Here is a 14,947-nt window from a genome sequence, read left to right as displayed (position 1 = left end):
CATTTTCCCCCGCGTCAGCCTCCGACCGTGACACGGACGCCGTCGCCGATGGCTTCGGCCTTGAGGATGATCGCGGAGGCAGGCACGCCGCGTTCGATCAGGGCGCGGGCCACGACCCGGGCCCGCAGCAGGCCGAGCGCGATTTCCCGATTCTGGTCCGCAGGGGCGAGGGCTGCGTCTGCGCTCATGAAGGCGCCGAAGCCTCGGATGGTCAGGTGCTGGTTTCCGCGCAGGGAGATGATGTGCTGGTACTCGCCCTGGGGATTGCCGGCGACGTGATCGGTTGCCGGCTGAAAGCGGATCAGCGTGCCTTCGGGCGTGGACGTGTCGATGTCCGGACGGATGGGGTCGCTGACCATGGCGTCACGCGGAAGATCGAAACCGGGGAACTGCGGCGGGGGCGGGGGCAGGTCGCCGATCTGCGGGAACTGGCCGGGCGGCGTCGGAGGAATGGATTTTGTGACCACGGCGGGAAGTTCGGCTTCGGGTGCCGGTTGTGCAGCCGGTTTTTTCGCAGGGGCAGGCTGCACGGCAGGGTGCTGCGGTGTGGAGGGCGGTGCGGGAGACGCCGGGGCGGATGCGTTCGGCAGATCGGGCGCCGGATTGACGGCGGAGGGGCTCTCCGGCGCGGGCTGCTCCGGCTGTCCGACGGCGGTCATGGTCATGCCGCTCTGCTCGGAGTTCGGGTTCGGAGCGGCTGCGGGAGCAGTTTTGGGCGGCGGGGGAATGGTCGGCAGAGCGCCTTGAGCCGCGCTTTCGCGCTGGGCCAGGTTGCGCTGGGCTTCGAGCTGGGTTGTCAGCGACAGCCGGGCCTCGGGAGTGGGGAGGTCCGGAGCCTTTGTCGGTGTGCGGCCGACATGGGGGTAGCGCAGGTTTTCGCCCGGCGGCGGGGCGCGCAGCTTGGCGATCTCGCCGCCTTCAAAACCGTGCCACCAGCCGGTTACGGTATCGGTCATGTCCTGATGCTGGCAGCCCGCCAGCAGCGGTGCGGTCATCAGCACGAGAAAGGGAATTTTTCCCGCAGTCCTGCGTGTTGCCGCTGTCATGGGCTGCCTGCTGTTCCCTGGGACCACTGTGCCGTTCCTGCCGTCTTTAGAATGTCGAAACGCGGCGGAGCCTAGCGGTTCGTGACAGGGATGGCGAGAGTTCCTGTCGGTGAGGATCGGAAGCCCGATCCGAAGGAGGACTTGGCACTGACGAAAACGAAGCGCAGGATAGGGGATATGAACATGCATGCTGGATCTGGAAACGATATGGATATCACCAGAATGACCCCGACCCGCCTGGACGACGAGCCGGATGCTCCGGAGCCCGAAACACGGGAAGACGACAACAAGACGCTGAACAGCCCGATCAGCGAGCTTGAGGGCCGTCTGTTCGATCAGCGGAAAGTTCTGATTTTCGGCGGTATCAACGACAAGATCGCCCGTGATGTCACCGGCCGTCTGCTGGCACTGGCCGGGACGTCCGACAAGCCGATCGATGTGTATGTGAACTCGCCGGGCGGTCACGTGGAGAGTGGCGACACCATCCATGACATGATCCGTTTTGTGGATTCGATTGCTCCGATCAACATGATCGGCACCGGCTGGGTCGCATCCGCCGGTGCGCTGATCTATGCCGCCGGCCGTCCGGAGCGGCGTGTCTGCCTGCCGAACACGCGCTTCCTGCTGCATCAACCGATGGGTGGTGTGCGTGGTCCGGCAACGGATATCGACATCGAGGCCCGCGAGATCATCAAGATGCGCGAGCGTCTGAACCGGATCTTCGCGAAGGAAACCGGGCAGCCTTACGAAAAGGTCGCCAAGGATACGGACCGGAACTACTGGATGTCGGCCAATGAAGCCATTGCCTATGGCCTCGTGAACCGCATCATCCACTCGGCAACCGAACTCAAGTAAAAACTACAAGCTCCAAGGGGCACGGCGTGCCTTTCCGGCACGCCGCGAACACAGTCATGAAAAGTCTGGCCGAAATCTATTCCCATCTTCCCGACGCACCGTCGGAGAAGACGCTCGAGCGCGTTGATTACGAAGCGCGCCACTGGAGCAGCCCGATCCAGGGGCCGCTCAAGCCCGGTACGGAAGAGCACAAACGGGCCGTCGCCGCGATGTTCCGTGATACGTTCAATCCGTACAAGCCATCCGTGATCGACTGGCCGAAGCTGAATCCGGAGACGCTGCATCGCATCACGTCGCTGCCGATCTGGGATATTGCGGTCCAGACCGAGGGTAAAGCCCGTCTGCGCATGGCCGCCTATGCGGACATGATCACCGACCCGGACATGAAGGATGCGCTGTCGCGCAATGCCTGGGAAGAGAACCGGCACAAGGAAGTCCTGACCAAGCTGGTCGAGGCCTACAACATTCCGATGGCGCCGGAGCCTCCGTATGTCACGCCGAAGGATACGGAATGGGCGTATCTGGTCACGGGGTTCTCGGAATGCGTGGACAGCTTCTTTGCGTTCGGACTGTTCGCGCTGGCCGAGCGGGCCGGGCTGTTCCCGCAGGAGCTGATCGAGACGTTCGAGCCGGTGATGCAGGAAGAGTGCCGCCATATCCTGCTGTTCGCGAACTGGCTGGCCTGGCACCGGGCGACCATGCCGTTCTGGAAACGGCCATGGTTCGAACTGCGTGTGATCGGGGTCTGGCTGTTCCTGGCCTATGAGCGCATGGGGCTGGCCCGTTCGATTGACGAGAACGGGGAAGAGCACACTCAGGACAACAATTTCACGGTCACGGGTGCCAAGGACATGACGACGATGGACATCAGTCTTCCAGACCTGATGCAGCTCTGTCTGGACGAGGATGATCGCCGGTTCTCCGGCTATGACCCGCGTCTGCTGCGGCCGACGACGACGCCGGCAATTGCGCGTGCGATCATCAAGGGGGCAAAGCTCTGGGATCGTGTCCGGAGCAAGATCGCTGCCTGAGCGACCTTCTTCACGACAGTCACACGGCATAAAAAAGGGCTCCGGAAGGAGCCCTTTTTCGTTTCAGTCTTCCGGGTTGCCGTCTGCGTCGGGCTCCGGATCCGTCATCAGGGCGTCGGAGAGAACGCCGGCTTCTGCGCGGATGCGACGCTCGATCTCGGAGGCCATCTCCGGATGCTCGCGCAGGAACTGCTTGGCGTTTTCACGGCCCTGTCCGATGCGCTGGCTGTCGAAGGAGAACCAAGCGCCGGATTTCTCGACGATGTTGCCCTTCACGCCCAGATCGAGCAGTTCGCCCATCTTGCTGATGCCTTCGCCGTACATGATGTCGAACTCGACCTGACGGAACGGAGGCGCCATCTTGTTCTTCACGACCTTGACGCGCGTCTGGTTGCCGACGACTTCGTCCTTGTCCTTGATGGAGCCGATGCGGCGGATGTCGAGACGAATGGACGAGTAGAACTTCAGAGCATTACCGCCCGTCGTCGTTTCCGGATTGCCGAACATCACGCCGATCTTCATGCGGATCTGGTTCAGGAAGATCACGAGCGTATTGGAGCGCGAGACCGTTCCCGTAAGCTTGCGCAGGGCCTGGCTCATGAGACGGGCATGCAGACCGACATGACTGTCGCCCATATCGCCTTCAAGCTCGGCGCGGGGGACGAGGGCCGCCACGGAGTCCACGACCAGCACGTCAACAGCGCCGGAGCGGACCAGCGTGTCGGCAATTTCCAGCGCCTGTTCGCCGGCATCGGGCTGGCTGAGCAGAAGGTCGTCGATATTGACGCCCAGCTTGCGGGCATAGCCGGGGTCGAGCGCATGTTCGGCATCGACGAAAGCCACGGTGCCGCCCTTCTTCTGCGCTTCGGCCAGAACATGCAGGGCAAGAGTGGTCTTGCCCGAGCTTTCCGGACCATAGATCTCTACGATACGACCGCGCGGAAGGCCGCCGATCCCGAGAGCGATATCCAGCCCGATGGAGCCGGTGGAAATCACATTGGCTTCCACTTTCGGACGCTGGCCCATGCGCATGATCGAGCCCTTGCCGAAGGCGCGCTCGATCTGGCTGAGTGCGCCTTCAAGCGCCTTGGTCTTGTCCATTCAATCCTCGCAATAGGTTGGGGCTGGCGTTTACAGGATACGATAGACCGGGTGGCCATTCTCGCAAAGAGCCGTGATTTCTGCGGCTGCCAGCGTTCCATGTTCACAAATGTTCTTGTGGCAGACATATCATGCCTGCCCCCGGTCACGCCAAGGGGGAGGAAGGCTTTGGAGGAAGATTTTTTCCTGCGGGCGGGCCCCTGGTTATTTCAGAGGTGCAGAACGGTTGGCAGGCCGTTTGAGTTTCCAGACATAGGCGATGATTGCTGCGACAACCTTGAAATGCTCGGCCGGAATTTCACTGTCGAGCGGGAGTGTGAAGAGCGCGCGGGCCAGGGGCGGATTGGCAACGATCGGGATGCGGTTGTCTTGGGCGATTTCCCTGATACGCGCTGCGACATCGTCCATGCCTTTGGCCACGATTTTTGGCGCGCCGCCGCCTCCACGCTCATAGACAAGGGCGACGGCGTAATGAGTTGGGTTGGTCACGACGACTGTTGAGGTTTTGACGGCATCCATCATGCGCTGTTTGGCCGCTTTGGCACGCAGGGCTTTCTGACGGCCTTTGACATGTGGGTCGCCTTCCGTGTTCTTGTATTCGTCCTTGAGGTCTTCGCGGCTCATTTTCAGTTTGGAGATGTGACGGAAGCGCATCCAGAAAATGTCGGCCCCTGCGATGACCAGTTGGGCTCCGATCATGGCGGCGGCAGCCCGGAAGCCCAGATCCGCCATCATTTTCAGAAGGGGACCGGGTTCCAGTCCAACCATGCGTGCCGCTGTGGGAATGGCATTTCTGGAGATGTTCCACAGGATCACGGCGAAAACAGTGAATTTTGCGAGAGCCTTGAACGTGTCCGGCAGTGTTCCACCGCCTGCAATGCGTTTGAAGCCAGCGAGCGGAGAGACACGTTCGACTTTGGGCAGCAGAGAACCGGGATGGATGAGGAAGCCGGTCTGCAGGAAGCCTGCGGCGAGGCAGAAGACGGCAACGGTTGCGGCGATCGGAACAGCCAGAGACAGACCGGCCTCAATGGCGTGATTCGTGCTGTTCAGCAGGCCGCCCTGCGCCATCGGGACCGTGCCTGCATTGGCCATGAGCGCCCGCATGCTGTGGACGAAATCAGCCACAAGATAGGGCAGGAGCATGAAGATCCCGGCAAAGCCGCCGAGGAGTGCTACGAAACTCATGGCCTCGCGTGACATGACGATCTGGCCGTCATCACGCGCTTTCTGAAGTCGTTGGGCTGACGGGGCTTCTGTCTTGTCGTCGGAATCAGACATCGTTCAGAGGCCGGGCAGGGTGCGGAGCACGTCGAAAGCCTGTCCCTGCCAGACGGCGATCATGGTGCTGAGGGTCAACCCGAGAAGGGCGATGCCGCCCAGAAGCTGAAGGGGGCTTGCGGCATTGTAGATCTGAAGTGTGGGGAGCAGGCGCGTCATGATGCCGAGCATGCCCTGCCAGACGAGCGACAGGATCAGGAAGGGCGCGCTGAGTTCCAGTCCGAGGGCGAAGCTGTGCTCGGTAAGCTGGATGATGCCCTGGGCGGAGTCTCCCAGCAGGTTCCAGTGGGCATGGCTGGCGGTGAGCAGAAGTGCACCGCCCGGCGGGATGATGCTGTAGCTGCCGAGGATCGCGCGGATGGGAAGAATGTATGCGCCGGTGACGAGAAGCACGAGAGGTGCCAGCAGGTTCAGGAAGCGAGCGGGGGCGGAGCTTCCCGAACCGAGATCGGGATCCGGCTGGAGCACGCTGGAAATGCCCATGCAAACCGCGATGATCTGGCCGGCGATCGGCAGGGCCATGCAGATCAGTCGGGCCATCCAGCCGATCAGGACACCTGCGAAGAGTTCAACGGCAATCATGCCTCCCAGTGCAACGGGAGCGAGTGTGTCGAGATGCGCCTGCATCAGCAAAGGTGCGACAAGCGGAAGCAGAAGGGCCGTCAGGGTGATGGCACATCCGGCGCGGATCATCATGGGCATGGACTGCTCGCCAAGGCCCGGCATGACCATGACGACTGCGCCGGTACGGGAGAGGACCAGAACGAAAGCCAGAGCCCAGATACTCAGGGCCGGGCCGCTGAGGTCCAAACTCGGCATAGCGGACGCTCCGGCAGTGTCTGCAAGGCCAGAGTTCACCGGGACGCGTCTTTCAGGTTGGATTGTCTGAGCACGGACACGTTGGCAAACTCCGGATTTAAAACGCTGCGTGGTTTCAGGTCGTGCCAACGAGGATCAGCTGATCGAAAAGATGCCGGGTAAAGCCGACGAGTGTGGCCGTCATGAAGGAACCGGCCATGACCATGACGGCGCCGATAGCCAGAACCTTCGGGACGAATGACAGTGTAGCTTCGTTGAGCTGGGTGACGGCCTGCACAAGTGAGACTAGAAGGCCGACCCCGAGCGCCGTCAGAAGGGCGGGAGCACTCAGCTTGAGAGCGACAAGGAAGGTCTGCTCCAGAATGGCGCCGAGATCGATGGCCTGCATGGTCAGATCGTCATTTTCATCACGTCCTGATACGCCTGGACCATGCGGTCGCGGATCACGGTCGTGGTCTGGAGGGCAAGCTGGGCATTGGAGACCGCGGTGACGATCTGTGTCATGTCCCCGCCGCCTGTCAGGCCCTGTGCGGCCTTGGTTTCGGCATCATGGCCGCCGTCGATGACGCTGCCGATGGACTGGGACAGAACTGAGCCGAAATCCGTGCCGGAGCTGCTGCCGCTGGTGGAGGCGGAGGAGCGGATACCGTCATCGACGTCATCCGTGACGTCCTGAAGGCGGCTCTGGAGGCTCTGGACGGCGTAGGCGTTGTGGGCCTGGGAGAGGGATGTGAGCATCAGGGTTATTTCAGAAGGTCAAGCGTGCGGGACAGCATGGTCCGGGTGCTTGAAAGGGCGTTGAGGTTGGCTTCGTAGGAGCGTTCGGCTTCACGCATGTCCATCATCTCGGTCATGGAATCCACGTTGGAAACCTTGACGTAGCCGCGTTCATCAGCGGCCGGATGCGAGGGATCATAGCGGGTGTCGAAGTCCGACATGTCCTGTCCGACATTCTGGACATCCACGGTCGAGGCGCCCGTTTCGTCGTCTACATGTTCGGCGAAGGTAATGCTCTTGCGACGATAGGGATCCGCGCCGGGCTGGGAGCCGGTCGTATCCTGATTGGCGAGGTTTTCCGCGACGATGCGCAGGCGCTGGGCCTGTGCGTCCATGCCGCTTGCGGAAATGCCGATGGTGGTGGACAGGTTCATCCGTCAGGCTCCTTACTTGCCGAGCGCCGTCTGGAACATGCTCAGGTATTTCGAATAGACGTTTACGGCGAGATGCTGCTGGTCGTTCACGTCCGCGACCTGTTCCATCTGCTGGTCCAGGGAAACCTGGTTACCGTCCAGGGACTGTTCGGATGTGGTCTCGATGGTGTGGGTGCCTGAGGCATTGTAACCGATATGACCGGGCTGGGTGACGGTGGGCGTGATGTCGAATTCGCTCATCGCCGCCTCGAACGGGGAGACGTCCTTGGCCTGATAGTCCGGTGTGTCGGAATTGGCGATGTTGCCAGCCAGCACCTGCTGGCGCGCCTGAAGCCAGTTCATGCGGTCACGGCCCAGAGAGAAAAGGTCGGTGCCGCCTGCGCTGGTTGGGTCGATGTTACGCATCGAGACAGTCTCCATCATGCAGGTGCCGGAAAAATCCCGGCGAAGCGCATGATGGCGTGAAATCTTTAATAAATGGTTGCCTGAGCCGTCGATTCCGCTGCGGGGGAAGATTGTGAGGGGGACTTTGTCAGACCTCGCAGTCGTTACCGGGCGTAGAGCGGCCTATGGCCTCTTCAAGGGTAAGTCCGTTGCTGTCTTTCCATTTTGTCCATCCGTTGGCCGCGCGGCCCAGAAGATAAACGGCGGCCGGACTCGGGGACTTAAACAGTGTGTCCCGAGTATAATAGATCCGGTCCCCTTCAATGCGAAGAAGACCCTGATCCAGAAGCGTTTGTCTTTTTTGATAATAATTATGCCCGAGAAAGCTGTTGGAAACTTCAGAGCGCCCGTAAGAGCCAGCTAATACAACCAATCCTTCTTCCGTGTATTTGGCGCGTCCGTCCACGCCAGATGCACGGCAATAAAATTCCGTTGGGATAGACTGCTTCTGTGCATCCAGAACAGATCCAGTCGTCTGAGTGACAGCGACCGGGTTTCGGTTGCGGATGAGGGGTTCGAAAATCGGATATCCTAATGTCGTCAGCAGGATGTCGATCGTTTCGAAGACTTCGCGGCATTCTGCCTCCAGCGCAGGAAGGGTGTGAGGTCTTGTTCCACCTGTGCCGTTGTCCATTTCAAAGCGCTGGGCCTGTGTGGCATGGCTGAGGGCCAGCCACTCTAGATAGTGTGCGTGTGTGACGGTCAGGCTTTGGGTGAGCGAGAAGGCGACGACGGCCCGGTTCCACCACAGGCCCTTCTTCTCGTTGTGCTGTTTCAGGCGGTTTCCGAAATTTCCGGTCTGCCCGACATAGGCGCGTGGCCGTTCCGTTTCGTCATTTTCACCGAACAGGATGTAGATGCCGACCGAGTTGGCTTCAGGCCGCTCCAGAAATTCTTCCAGTCGCAGGCGGGGGATTTCGACAACCTGCACGATCCGGGTAGTGATGGAGGCGATCCGGATTCCCTGTGGATCGCCGGAGGGAAGGAAAATCTGGATCGTCTGGGGGTGGGCGTTCACGGCGTCTGGTCCTGCGCAGAAACATTCAGAAAAATATCTGTGACAGGGACGGGGCGCTCAGGACAGGGGGTTTCTGCTTTTTGGGCGGCATCTTTGGTAAAACTGATGGGCAATTAAGCGGTCGTTAACCAGTCTTGGGCATCATGCCGGGGAATGAGGATGACTGACCTATGACCCTGCATGAGTGCGTGAATGCGATTGCCGCTCTGATTTTCATTATCGTGCTGATTTTCTGTGCGCGGCCACTCCTGCGTTTTCTGGAGCAGAAAAAGAGTGGGGCGCGGGACGGACAGGCGGGGCTGTCGCTGGTGGGGCAGATGGCTCTGGACCGGACGCGGCGTCTTTCGGTTGTGCGATATGGTGCGCGTGAAGTGCTGGTTCTGACGGGCGGCAATCAGGACATCCTGATGGACTGGACGGAGCGCGAGACGTTTGCTTCGGCTCTGGATGCCTCAGCTGCGGAGGACGTGGCATGAGGAAGATGGCCTGCGTTCTTCGGGTTCTGCTGCCGGTTCTGGTGCTGCTGGCGTGTCTGGGGATGCCGCATCTGGCGCATGCCCAGGCTGTGAGCATTGATCTGGGGCAGAATGGTGCTTCCGGTGGTGCGGGGACGACCAGCCGGCTGGTGCAGCTGACGGCGCTGATCACTGTTCTGTCGCTGGCGCCGAGCCTGCTGGTGATGATTACGGCATTTACGCGGATCGTGATTGTGCTGTCGCTGCTGCGCAGTGCGCTGGGTGCGCAGGGCACGCCTCCCAACACGGTTCTGATCGGGCTGGCGCTGTTTCTAACGCTGTTCGTGATGCAGCCGACCCTTCAGAAATCCTGGGATGCCGGGATCGAGCCGATGATGGCGGGGCGTGTCGGGGAAATGGAAGGTCTGACGGCAGCGGCCCAGCCGTTTCATGATTTCATGGCGGTGACGGCGCGGCCTGCGGATGTGGCGACGTTCCTGAACATTGCGCATGAGAAGCCGCCCGCGAAGGTCAGTGATACGCCCTGGCGGGTGCTGGTGCCTGCGTTCATGATCGGTGAACTGCGTCGCGGGTTCGAGATGGGATTTCTGCTCTATCTGCCGTTTCTGGTCATCGATCTGGTGGTGTCCAGCGTGCTGATGAGCCTTGGCATGATGATGCTGCCACCGAGTACGGTGTCCCTGCCTTTCAAGCTGATCTTTTTTGTCGTGGTCGACGGGTGGTCGCTTGTGGCGGGAAGTCTGGTGCGAAGTTTTACCGGGTAAAGGCCCGGAGCAGGGGAAAGCCCCGCCAGTCTGAAGGCTGGCGGGGCTTTTTTGTCAGTTCCGGCTGTCGTTCGTGGTGCCTGCGGCGAGGCCGGCGGCGCGAGGATCCGTGGAGCCGCGGCACGAATCGTTGCCATGGCAGAGGATGGCGTTGATACGGCCTGCGCCTTCATGCGGGATCGGGGTGTCATGTGCGGCAGCGCGGGCAGCGTCTCCGACAGCATCGGCGGCTTCGTTCTGGCCGGAAGCCGCGATGACGGCACGCAGGTTACGCTGGTCACGCAGGACAGCGGCGGAGAGCAGGGGCTGCGGCGTGCGGGCGGGGGACGCGCCGAGGACGACGCCTGTGCTTCCTGCAATGCGGCCTGTTCCGAACAGGTTGTTTTCGCTCAGGGCGCAGGCGACGGCCATGCCGGAATGATCCGTCACGACGAAGGACGTCGAGGCCGGAAGAGCCGGGAGAGTGCCGTTGCCGGAATGGCCGCTGTCGAGGGCGGCCTGTGCGGCGGCCAGCGTGGTGTTGCTGGAAGCGCGCCATGCGGCGACGGCCCCCTGGGCTGAAGCGCCGGTCGTGTAGCGCAGGGCCGCGCCGAGACCGCCATCAGCGGGCGGCGCCAGGAAGGAGGCGTCCACACCGCCCTGACGGGTTGTGAGGGCAGCCGTCTGGACCGGCAGGGTCTGGCGCATGTCCTCGTCGTTCAGGCCGCCGCCGGCTTTTTGGGCAGCGGTGACGTAAACATCGGCAAGGGCACCGTTATAGAGATCGCCGACGCCTGCGACGCGGATGCGTTCGAGGAAGCCCGCGAGACGGGGCTGGGCCAGACTGTCACCTGCGGCCACGGTTGTGGCCTCGCCACGTCCGAAGATGGTGCGGGCATTGTCGTCGGCCAGAAGTGCCGGGCGGACGGCGGCCAGATCGGCGGCGAGCGTGCGGCTGACAGTGATGCCGGTGCTGGCGAGGTTCAGGGCCGGGGCGATGAGATCGTTGAAATCGACGGTGCCGTAATGGAGCTGCATCAGGTACAGGCCGCGGAACTCGGCGGCTGTTCCGGCCGGACGGTCACCGCCCTTGCTGGTGCCGGGGCGGGGCAGGAAGGTGATGGCCTGGGCAGGTTCGCCGGGGCGGCTGACCAGACAGGCGCCACCGCCGCCGAAAGACGCACGGGACGGCAGGGTCACGCCGAGGGCAAGGGCCGTGGCGGTTGCGGCATCGGCAGCATTGCCACCGCGGGCGAGGACGTCATGACCGACAAGCGCGGCCTGTGGCTCGTCTGCGACCACCGTGCCGATGCTGCCACCTGCGGGAGCGGAGGTTTCGTTGTTGCTGATGAGCTGGACACCGGGCATCCACGAGCAGGCGCCCAGCAGAAGGCCTGAGGCAGCCGTGGCTATCAGCGCGGCCGGGAAGCGGGAAGATACGCGACGGCCCTGTGGGGCGTCCGGGGTGGAAATCTGGTGCTGACGATGCGCCACCTGGCGTTTCTCCGTTGTCTGGTCACGACTGTCCGGCCTCGTGGCCTTTGCGGGTAACGGGCGCGGGCAGACGGGTCTGCGCCGTGGGTCCGGTCCGGCTGTTGTTCCCTCATAACGGTAATCTGTAGTTTGTGGGAGGGGCGAGTTGGTGTCTTCTCTTTGCCACATGCGTTCTTTATGGCGTATGGACCTGAAGTCGTCTTTTCCACCCAGCTGAACCGGAGCGTTCTCCTTGAGACACCATTTTCTTGCCACGGCCTGCGCCGCTGTTGCCGGAATGGCCTTTTTCGTGGGCGGTCAGGCTCTGGCGGCGCCGACAGAGTCCTTCACGCCAGCCCAGCGGGCGGAGATCGTCGGCATCATGCGTGAGGCCCTGCAGAACGATCCGACCATCCTCACGGATGCCATCCGTTCGATCCGTGAAAAGGCCGAAGAACAGAAGCAGGATTCGACGCTTGCGGCCGTGCGGGCGCATCAAAGCGAACTGCAGACCGCACCGGCTTTTGCGATCCGGGGCAATCCGCATGGCAAGATCACGGTTGTGGAATTTTATGATCCGCGCTGCTCGTACTGCCGGTCCATGATGGGCGAGGTGGACAGTTTCCTTAACCGTCACCCGGATGTGCGGCTGGTCGAGAAGGTCGTCCCGGTTCTCGGTAACAACAGTGTGCTGGATACGCGGGCTATCTTTGCGGCCAGCATGCAGGGCAAGTATGAAGCCATGCGCAAGGCGCTGATGGAAGATACCACCAAGCCGAGCATGGAGCGGATTGCCGAACTGGCCCAGGCCAATGGCATTGATGCGAAGAAGCTGGCGGCTGACATGAACTCGCCGCAGACGATCACGCTGATCAACACCAATCTGGATCAGGGACGGTCTGTCGGTCTGGACGGAACGCCGACCTTCATTTTCGGTACGGCCGCTGTGGCCCCTGGTGCGCTTGAGCCGGACCAGATGGATGCGTTTCTGGATCGCGCCCGAAAGGCCTGAGGCGTGCGGGCGCGGCGGTTTTAGCGCTTTTCGCTGTCTGCGCCAGAGCCGTCCATATCCCCGTTACCGTCAACGATTCCGGCACGGGACGGCGCATCGGAGCCCGGCTGAACCGTTCGGGTGATGGCGGCGACTTCTTCATCCGATGCCGGCGGGGGCGGTCTGTGGCCGCGACCTGCCGGACTGTCACTGTCGCGCTGCAGGACATTGGCGAGGGCTTCAGGGTCCGTCCGTTCGGCCTCGTCCAGCAGGCGCTCGGCCAGAGCATTATCTCCGCTATCGCGGGCACGGAGGGCAGCTTCCGCCTGTTCTGTGGCAACGCGGTATTTGCGGTCTTCACCTTCAAAGGCTGTGTCATCAATGCGGGACATGGGTCTCTCTTTTCTCTGGGACGGGGACCGTCTCTGATCTGAAAACACGGTGATGCTGCAGGGGTTCCCGGTGGTTGTTCCGGCCGTGGGCTGGCTATTGGAAATTCCATTCTCCGGATTTTGGGAACAGGCTCTTTGCGGGTATGGTTCCCAACCTTCGAAGGGATGGTTTTCCGATCCGGGAAAGCCGTTTCGGGCTTCGACGTGCTCCACTGGTATGACGGTGTATGACAGACGACAGATGTTCTGGTGCAGGGAGCAGCGCCGGGGAAAGGAAAGAACCGGAAGATCCGGCTGCGGATGGCCTGGGGGCGGGAAGCGGTTTCAGGGCCTTAAGGCGGCGGTGTTTGTTGCTGCGATGGGTGGTCTTCCGGTTCCGTCATGGCAGGCGCAGTGGAGCGCTGACGCCACAGGTTCCGACGCATCTGCAGAGTACCTTCAGGTGGCGCCAGTTACGAACGCTCAAGCTGCTTCTTCCGGTGCATCTTCTGGCTCAGGCTGTCAGTGCGCCTGTGGTGGCGCTGGGCGTATGGTCTTTGGATCGCCGGCTGGCTGTCGTGCCGCTTCTGGGTGTCTGGGGAGCGTTACTGGTCTGGATTCTTGCCATTCAGCCCAGAATCCAGAAGCTGCGGGACTATTCATGGGCAGATGACCACTCGGTCCGGCAGGCTCTTCGATGCCTGAATGGTGTTCTGGGGATCGTCTGGTTCGTCTTCATCATCCTGGCATTCCGGCTGCATCGGGAAGACGTTCATGTGCTGACGATCGGGGTGTGCGCCGGTCTCATGGCACCACTGCTGCTCTGTGCTCCTGTGACGGGGGCGGTCGAGGCCATGATGATCCCGATCGTGGCAGGGATGTATGGCGCGCTGCTGGAAGAATGCCTGCACCGTTCCGTGCTGTTTACAGCGTCTTTTATTCTTGAAGTGACGGTTTGCGGATTGTTTGTCGCTGGGGTCAGCCGACTGGTGAATGTCCTGCTGTGGCGCATGCAGATGACGCGGCTGAAAGAGCGGGAACAGGCGGAGATCCTGTCGCTTCTTATGCCACGGTCTGTTTCGCAGGGCGGTGGCTGGCTGTGGGAGACGGATGAGGCGGGCAGGCTGCGCAATCCGTCTGCCGGGTTATGCCGGATTCTGGGGCGTTGTGAGGCTGACATTGCGGGACAGAGTTTGCAGGGTGTTCTGGGCGTTCCGGGTGCTGTTTCGGAGCTGCCGGTCCTAAGGGCAGATCTGTCTGGAGCGATGTCACCGGAGCTGCATCTGGCGCATTGTCTGAACAACCGGCTTGCATTCCGGGAGCTGGCGGTCCGGTCTGCGCCAGAGGGCAGATGGTGGATGCTCACGGGGCAGCCGGTGTTCCGGGCCGGGGTCTTTCGGGGCTATCGGGGCGTGGGGACGGATGTCACGGCCATGCAGGCGATGCGGGACCGGCATTTCCACCGGGTTCGGGTGGATGGACTGACGGGATTGCCGAACCGGCTGGCCTGTCTGGAGCACGTCCAGAGACGCCTGCTGGAAACGACCCGTGGGAAGCAGGATTTTGTATTGGTACTGGTGTCGCTGGATGTTTCAGGGCCGAAAGGTCGGCGTGACGTTAATGCCGAAGCGACGGCATATGTCCTGCAGGTGAGTGCCTCGCGACTTGGAGCCCTGCTGGAGAAATATCGTTTCAAAGATCGGGATGGTGCTGGAAACCGTTTTGTAGCGCGGCATGGCGCGATGGATCTGGCGATCGTGACGGATGTACCTGCCGAGGAAAAGCATCGTTTTCCGGAAGCTCTTGCTCTGGAAATGCTGTCAGTTCTGGACGGTGTGGTGACGCTTCCCGGTAAAGGTGTCATTGAACTGGAACCGGCGATCGGGATGGTCGTCTCGGGCGTGGGGAACGGGGATGCGCTTGTGGAGGCCGCGGAAACGGCGCTGAAGGATGCACGGCGCGAGCGGGTCGGGCGCTACAGTATTTTCGATCCGTGCGATGATCTGGCCGATAGTCGTCAGAAGAACATGTTCCGGGATGTGCATCAGGCGCTTCGGATGAAGGCGTTCGCGCTCGTTTATCAGCCGATCGCCAGTGCCCGGACCGGTCAGACGGTTGGTTTCGAGGCGCTATGCCGGTAGAAAGGC

17 protein-coding genes are annotated in these 14,947 nt (G+C 61.7%); 6 read left to right on the top strand and 11 right to left on the bottom strand.

The annotated features are described in order from the left end of the window. Positions 1–14: 14 nt before the first annotated feature. Positions 15–1,046 carry a hypothetical protein gene (locus tag ACJ2A4_RS05705; RefSeq protein ID WP_408873968.1) on the bottom strand — a complete coding sequence of 344 codons (1,032 nt, stop codon included), beginning with the start codon at positions 1,044–1,046 and terminating at the stop codon, positions 15–17. Positions 1,047–1,223: 177 nt separating this feature from the next. On the opposite strand from ACJ2A4_RS05705, the gene ACJ2A4_RS05700 reads away from it, so the two are divergent. Together ACJ2A4_RS05700 and ACJ2A4_RS05695 are read left to right on the top strand one after the other, a co-directional pair. Next, the gene (locus ACJ2A4_RS05700; RefSeq protein WP_408873967.1) at positions 1,224–1,901 is read left to right on the top strand and encodes an ATP-dependent Clp protease proteolytic subunit; all 678 of its coding nucleotides are present in this window, start codon (positions 1,224–1,226) and stop codon (positions 1,899–1,901) included. A gap of 56 nt (positions 1,902–1,957) precedes the next feature. Continuing rightward, positions 1,958–2,932 carry a ferritin-like domain-containing protein gene (locus tag ACJ2A4_RS05695; protein ID WP_408873966.1) on the top strand — a complete coding sequence of 325 codons (975 nt, stop codon included), beginning with the start codon at positions 1,958–1,960 and terminating at the stop codon, positions 2,930–2,932. A gap of 63 nt (positions 2,933–2,995) precedes the next feature. Here ACJ2A4_RS05695 and recA read toward each other — a convergent pair whose 3' ends face one another. From recA to ACJ2A4_RS05655, 8 genes are all read right to left on the bottom strand, one after another. Beyond that, positions 2,996–4,033, bottom strand: coding sequence for a recombinase RecA (gene recA, locus ACJ2A4_RS05690; RefSeq protein WP_062508417.1), 1,038 nt, complete (start codon positions 4,031–4,033; stop codon positions 2,996–2,998). Between the two features lie 204 nt (positions 4,034–4,237). Further along, complete coding sequence (locus ACJ2A4_RS05685; RefSeq protein WP_408873965.1) at positions 4,238–5,314, bottom strand: flagellar biosynthesis protein FlhB; 1,077 nt, start codon at positions 5,312–5,314, stop codon at positions 4,238–4,240. A 3-nt stretch (positions 5,315–5,317) separates the two neighbouring features. Beyond that, positions 5,318–6,133 (bottom strand): flagellar biosynthetic protein FliR, encoded by an 816-nt coding sequence (locus ACJ2A4_RS05680; RefSeq protein ID WP_408873964.1) that lies wholly within the window; start codon positions 6,131–6,133, stop codon positions 5,318–5,320. A gap of 115 nt (positions 6,134–6,248) precedes the next feature. After that, entirely contained in the window at positions 6,249–6,521 is a 273-nt protein-coding gene (locus ACJ2A4_RS05675) for a flagellar biosynthetic protein FliQ (protein ID WP_062508422.1), read from the bottom strand. Between the two features lie 2 nt (positions 6,522–6,523). Continuing rightward, positions 6,524–6,871, bottom strand: coding sequence for a flagellar hook-basal body complex protein FliE (gene fliE / locus ACJ2A4_RS05670; RefSeq protein ID WP_408873963.1), 348 nt, complete (start codon positions 6,869–6,871; stop codon positions 6,524–6,526). Positions 6,872–6,876: 5 nt separating this feature from the next. After that, a complete protein-coding gene (gene flgC / locus ACJ2A4_RS05665; RefSeq protein ID WP_408873962.1) occupies positions 6,877–7,284 on the bottom strand; it encodes a flagellar basal body rod protein FlgC in 408 nt (135 codons plus the stop codon). 12 nt (positions 7,285–7,296) lie between these two features. Beyond that, a complete protein-coding gene (locus ACJ2A4_RS05660) occupies positions 7,297–7,689 on the bottom strand; it encodes a flagellar basal body protein (protein ID WP_011253055.1) in 393 nt (130 codons plus the stop codon). Positions 7,690–7,816: 127 nt separating this feature from the next. Then, positions 7,817–8,746: a GIY-YIG nuclease family protein gene (locus ACJ2A4_RS05655; protein ID WP_408873961.1), complete on the bottom strand. Its 930-nt coding sequence runs from the start codon at positions 8,744–8,746 to the stop codon at positions 7,817–7,819. A gap of 170 nt (positions 8,747–8,916) precedes the next feature. Here ACJ2A4_RS05655 and ACJ2A4_RS05650 point away from each other — a divergent pair, with 170 nt between their 5' ends. Beyond that, positions 8,917–9,222, top strand: coding sequence for a hypothetical protein (locus ACJ2A4_RS05650; RefSeq protein ID WP_408873960.1), 306 nt, complete (start codon positions 8,917–8,919; stop codon positions 9,220–9,222). Next, positions 9,219–9,986: a flagellar type III secretion system pore protein FliP gene (fliP, locus tag ACJ2A4_RS05645; protein ID WP_174787379.1), complete on the top strand. Its 768-nt coding sequence runs from the start codon at positions 9,219–9,221 to the stop codon at positions 9,984–9,986. Before ACJ2A4_RS05650 ends, fliP begins: the two co-directional genes overlap by 4 nt. 54 nt (positions 9,987–10,040) lie before the next feature. Here the strand turns inward: fliP and ACJ2A4_RS05640 are convergent, their stop codons facing one another. Then, positions 10,041–11,459, bottom strand: a complete 1,419-nt coding sequence (locus ACJ2A4_RS05640) for a gamma-glutamyltransferase (protein ID WP_408873959.1) — start codon at positions 11,457–11,459, stop codon at positions 10,041–10,043. Positions 11,460–11,691: 232 nt separating this feature from the next. On the opposite strand from ACJ2A4_RS05640, the gene ACJ2A4_RS05635 reads away from it, so the two are divergent. Next, complete coding sequence (locus ACJ2A4_RS05635; protein WP_408873958.1) at positions 11,692–12,450, top strand: DsbA family protein; 759 nt, start codon at positions 11,692–11,694, stop codon at positions 12,448–12,450. Between the two features lie 20 nt (positions 12,451–12,470). Here the strand turns inward: ACJ2A4_RS05635 and ACJ2A4_RS05630 are convergent, their stop codons facing one another. After that, positions 12,471–12,821: a hypothetical protein gene (locus tag ACJ2A4_RS05630; protein ID WP_408873957.1), complete on the bottom strand. Its 351-nt coding sequence runs from the start codon at positions 12,819–12,821 to the stop codon at positions 12,471–12,473. 347 nt (positions 12,822–13,168) lie between these two features. Between ACJ2A4_RS05630 and ACJ2A4_RS05625 the strand changes: the two genes are divergently transcribed. Then, entirely contained in the window at positions 13,169–14,941 is a 1,773-nt protein-coding gene (locus ACJ2A4_RS05625; protein WP_408873956.1) for a hypothetical protein, read from the top strand. Positions 14,942–14,947 lie beyond the last annotated feature (6 nt).

The organism is Gluconobacter roseus, from assembly GCF_046058915.1.
GTDB classification, from domain to species: Bacteria; Pseudomonadota; Alphaproteobacteria; order Acetobacterales; family Acetobacteraceae; genus Gluconobacter; species Gluconobacter roseus_A.
The sequence above is the reverse complement of the archived record's forward strand: the minus strand, read 5'-3'. Positions and strand labels throughout refer to the sequence as shown.

Coding starts and splice junctions, on each gene's coding strand:
- ACJ2A4_RS05705 (WP_408873968.1), bottom strand. CDS start 1,046: ATGACAGCGGCAACACGCAGGACTGCGGGAAAAATTCCCTTTCTCGTG.
- ACJ2A4_RS05700 (WP_408873967.1), top strand. CDS start 1,224: ATGAACATGCATGCTGGATCTGGAAACGATATGGATATCACCAGAATG.
- ACJ2A4_RS05695 (WP_408873966.1), top strand. CDS start 1,958: ATGAAAAGTCTGGCCGAAATCTATTCCCATCTTCCCGACGCACCGTCG.
- recA (WP_062508417.1), bottom strand. CDS start 4,033: ATGGACAAGACCAAGGCGCTTGAAGGCGCACTCAGCCAGATCGAGCGC.
- ACJ2A4_RS05685 (WP_408873965.1), bottom strand. CDS start 5,314: ATGTCTGATTCCGACGACAAGACAGAAGCCCCGTCAGCCCAACGACTT.
- ACJ2A4_RS05680 (WP_408873964.1), bottom strand. CDS start 6,133: ATGCCGAGTTTGGACCTCAGCGGCCCGGCCCTGAGTATCTGGGCTCTG.
- ACJ2A4_RS05675 (WP_062508422.1), bottom strand. CDS start 6,521: ATGCAGGCCATCGATCTCGGCGCCATTCTGGAGCAGACCTTCCTTGTC.
- fliE (WP_408873963.1), bottom strand. CDS start 6,871: ATGCTCACATCCCTCTCCCAGGCCCACAACGCCTACGCCGTCCAGAGC.
- flgC (WP_408873962.1), bottom strand. CDS start 7,284: ATGAACCTGTCCACCACCATCGGCATTTCCGCAAGCGGCATGGACGCA.
- ACJ2A4_RS05660 (WP_011253055.1), bottom strand. CDS start 7,689: ATGCGTAACATCGACCCAACCAGCGCAGGCGGCACCGACCTTTTCTCT.
- ACJ2A4_RS05650 (WP_408873960.1), top strand. CDS start 8,917: ATGACCCTGCATGAGTGCGTGAATGCGATTGCCGCTCTGATTTTCATT.
- fliP (WP_174787379.1), top strand. CDS start 9,219: ATGAGGAAGATGGCCTGCGTTCTTCGGGTTCTGCTGCCGGTTCTGGTG.
- ACJ2A4_RS05630 (WP_408873957.1), bottom strand. CDS start 12,821: ATGTCCCGCATTGATGACACAGCCTTTGAAGGTGAAGACCGCAAATAC.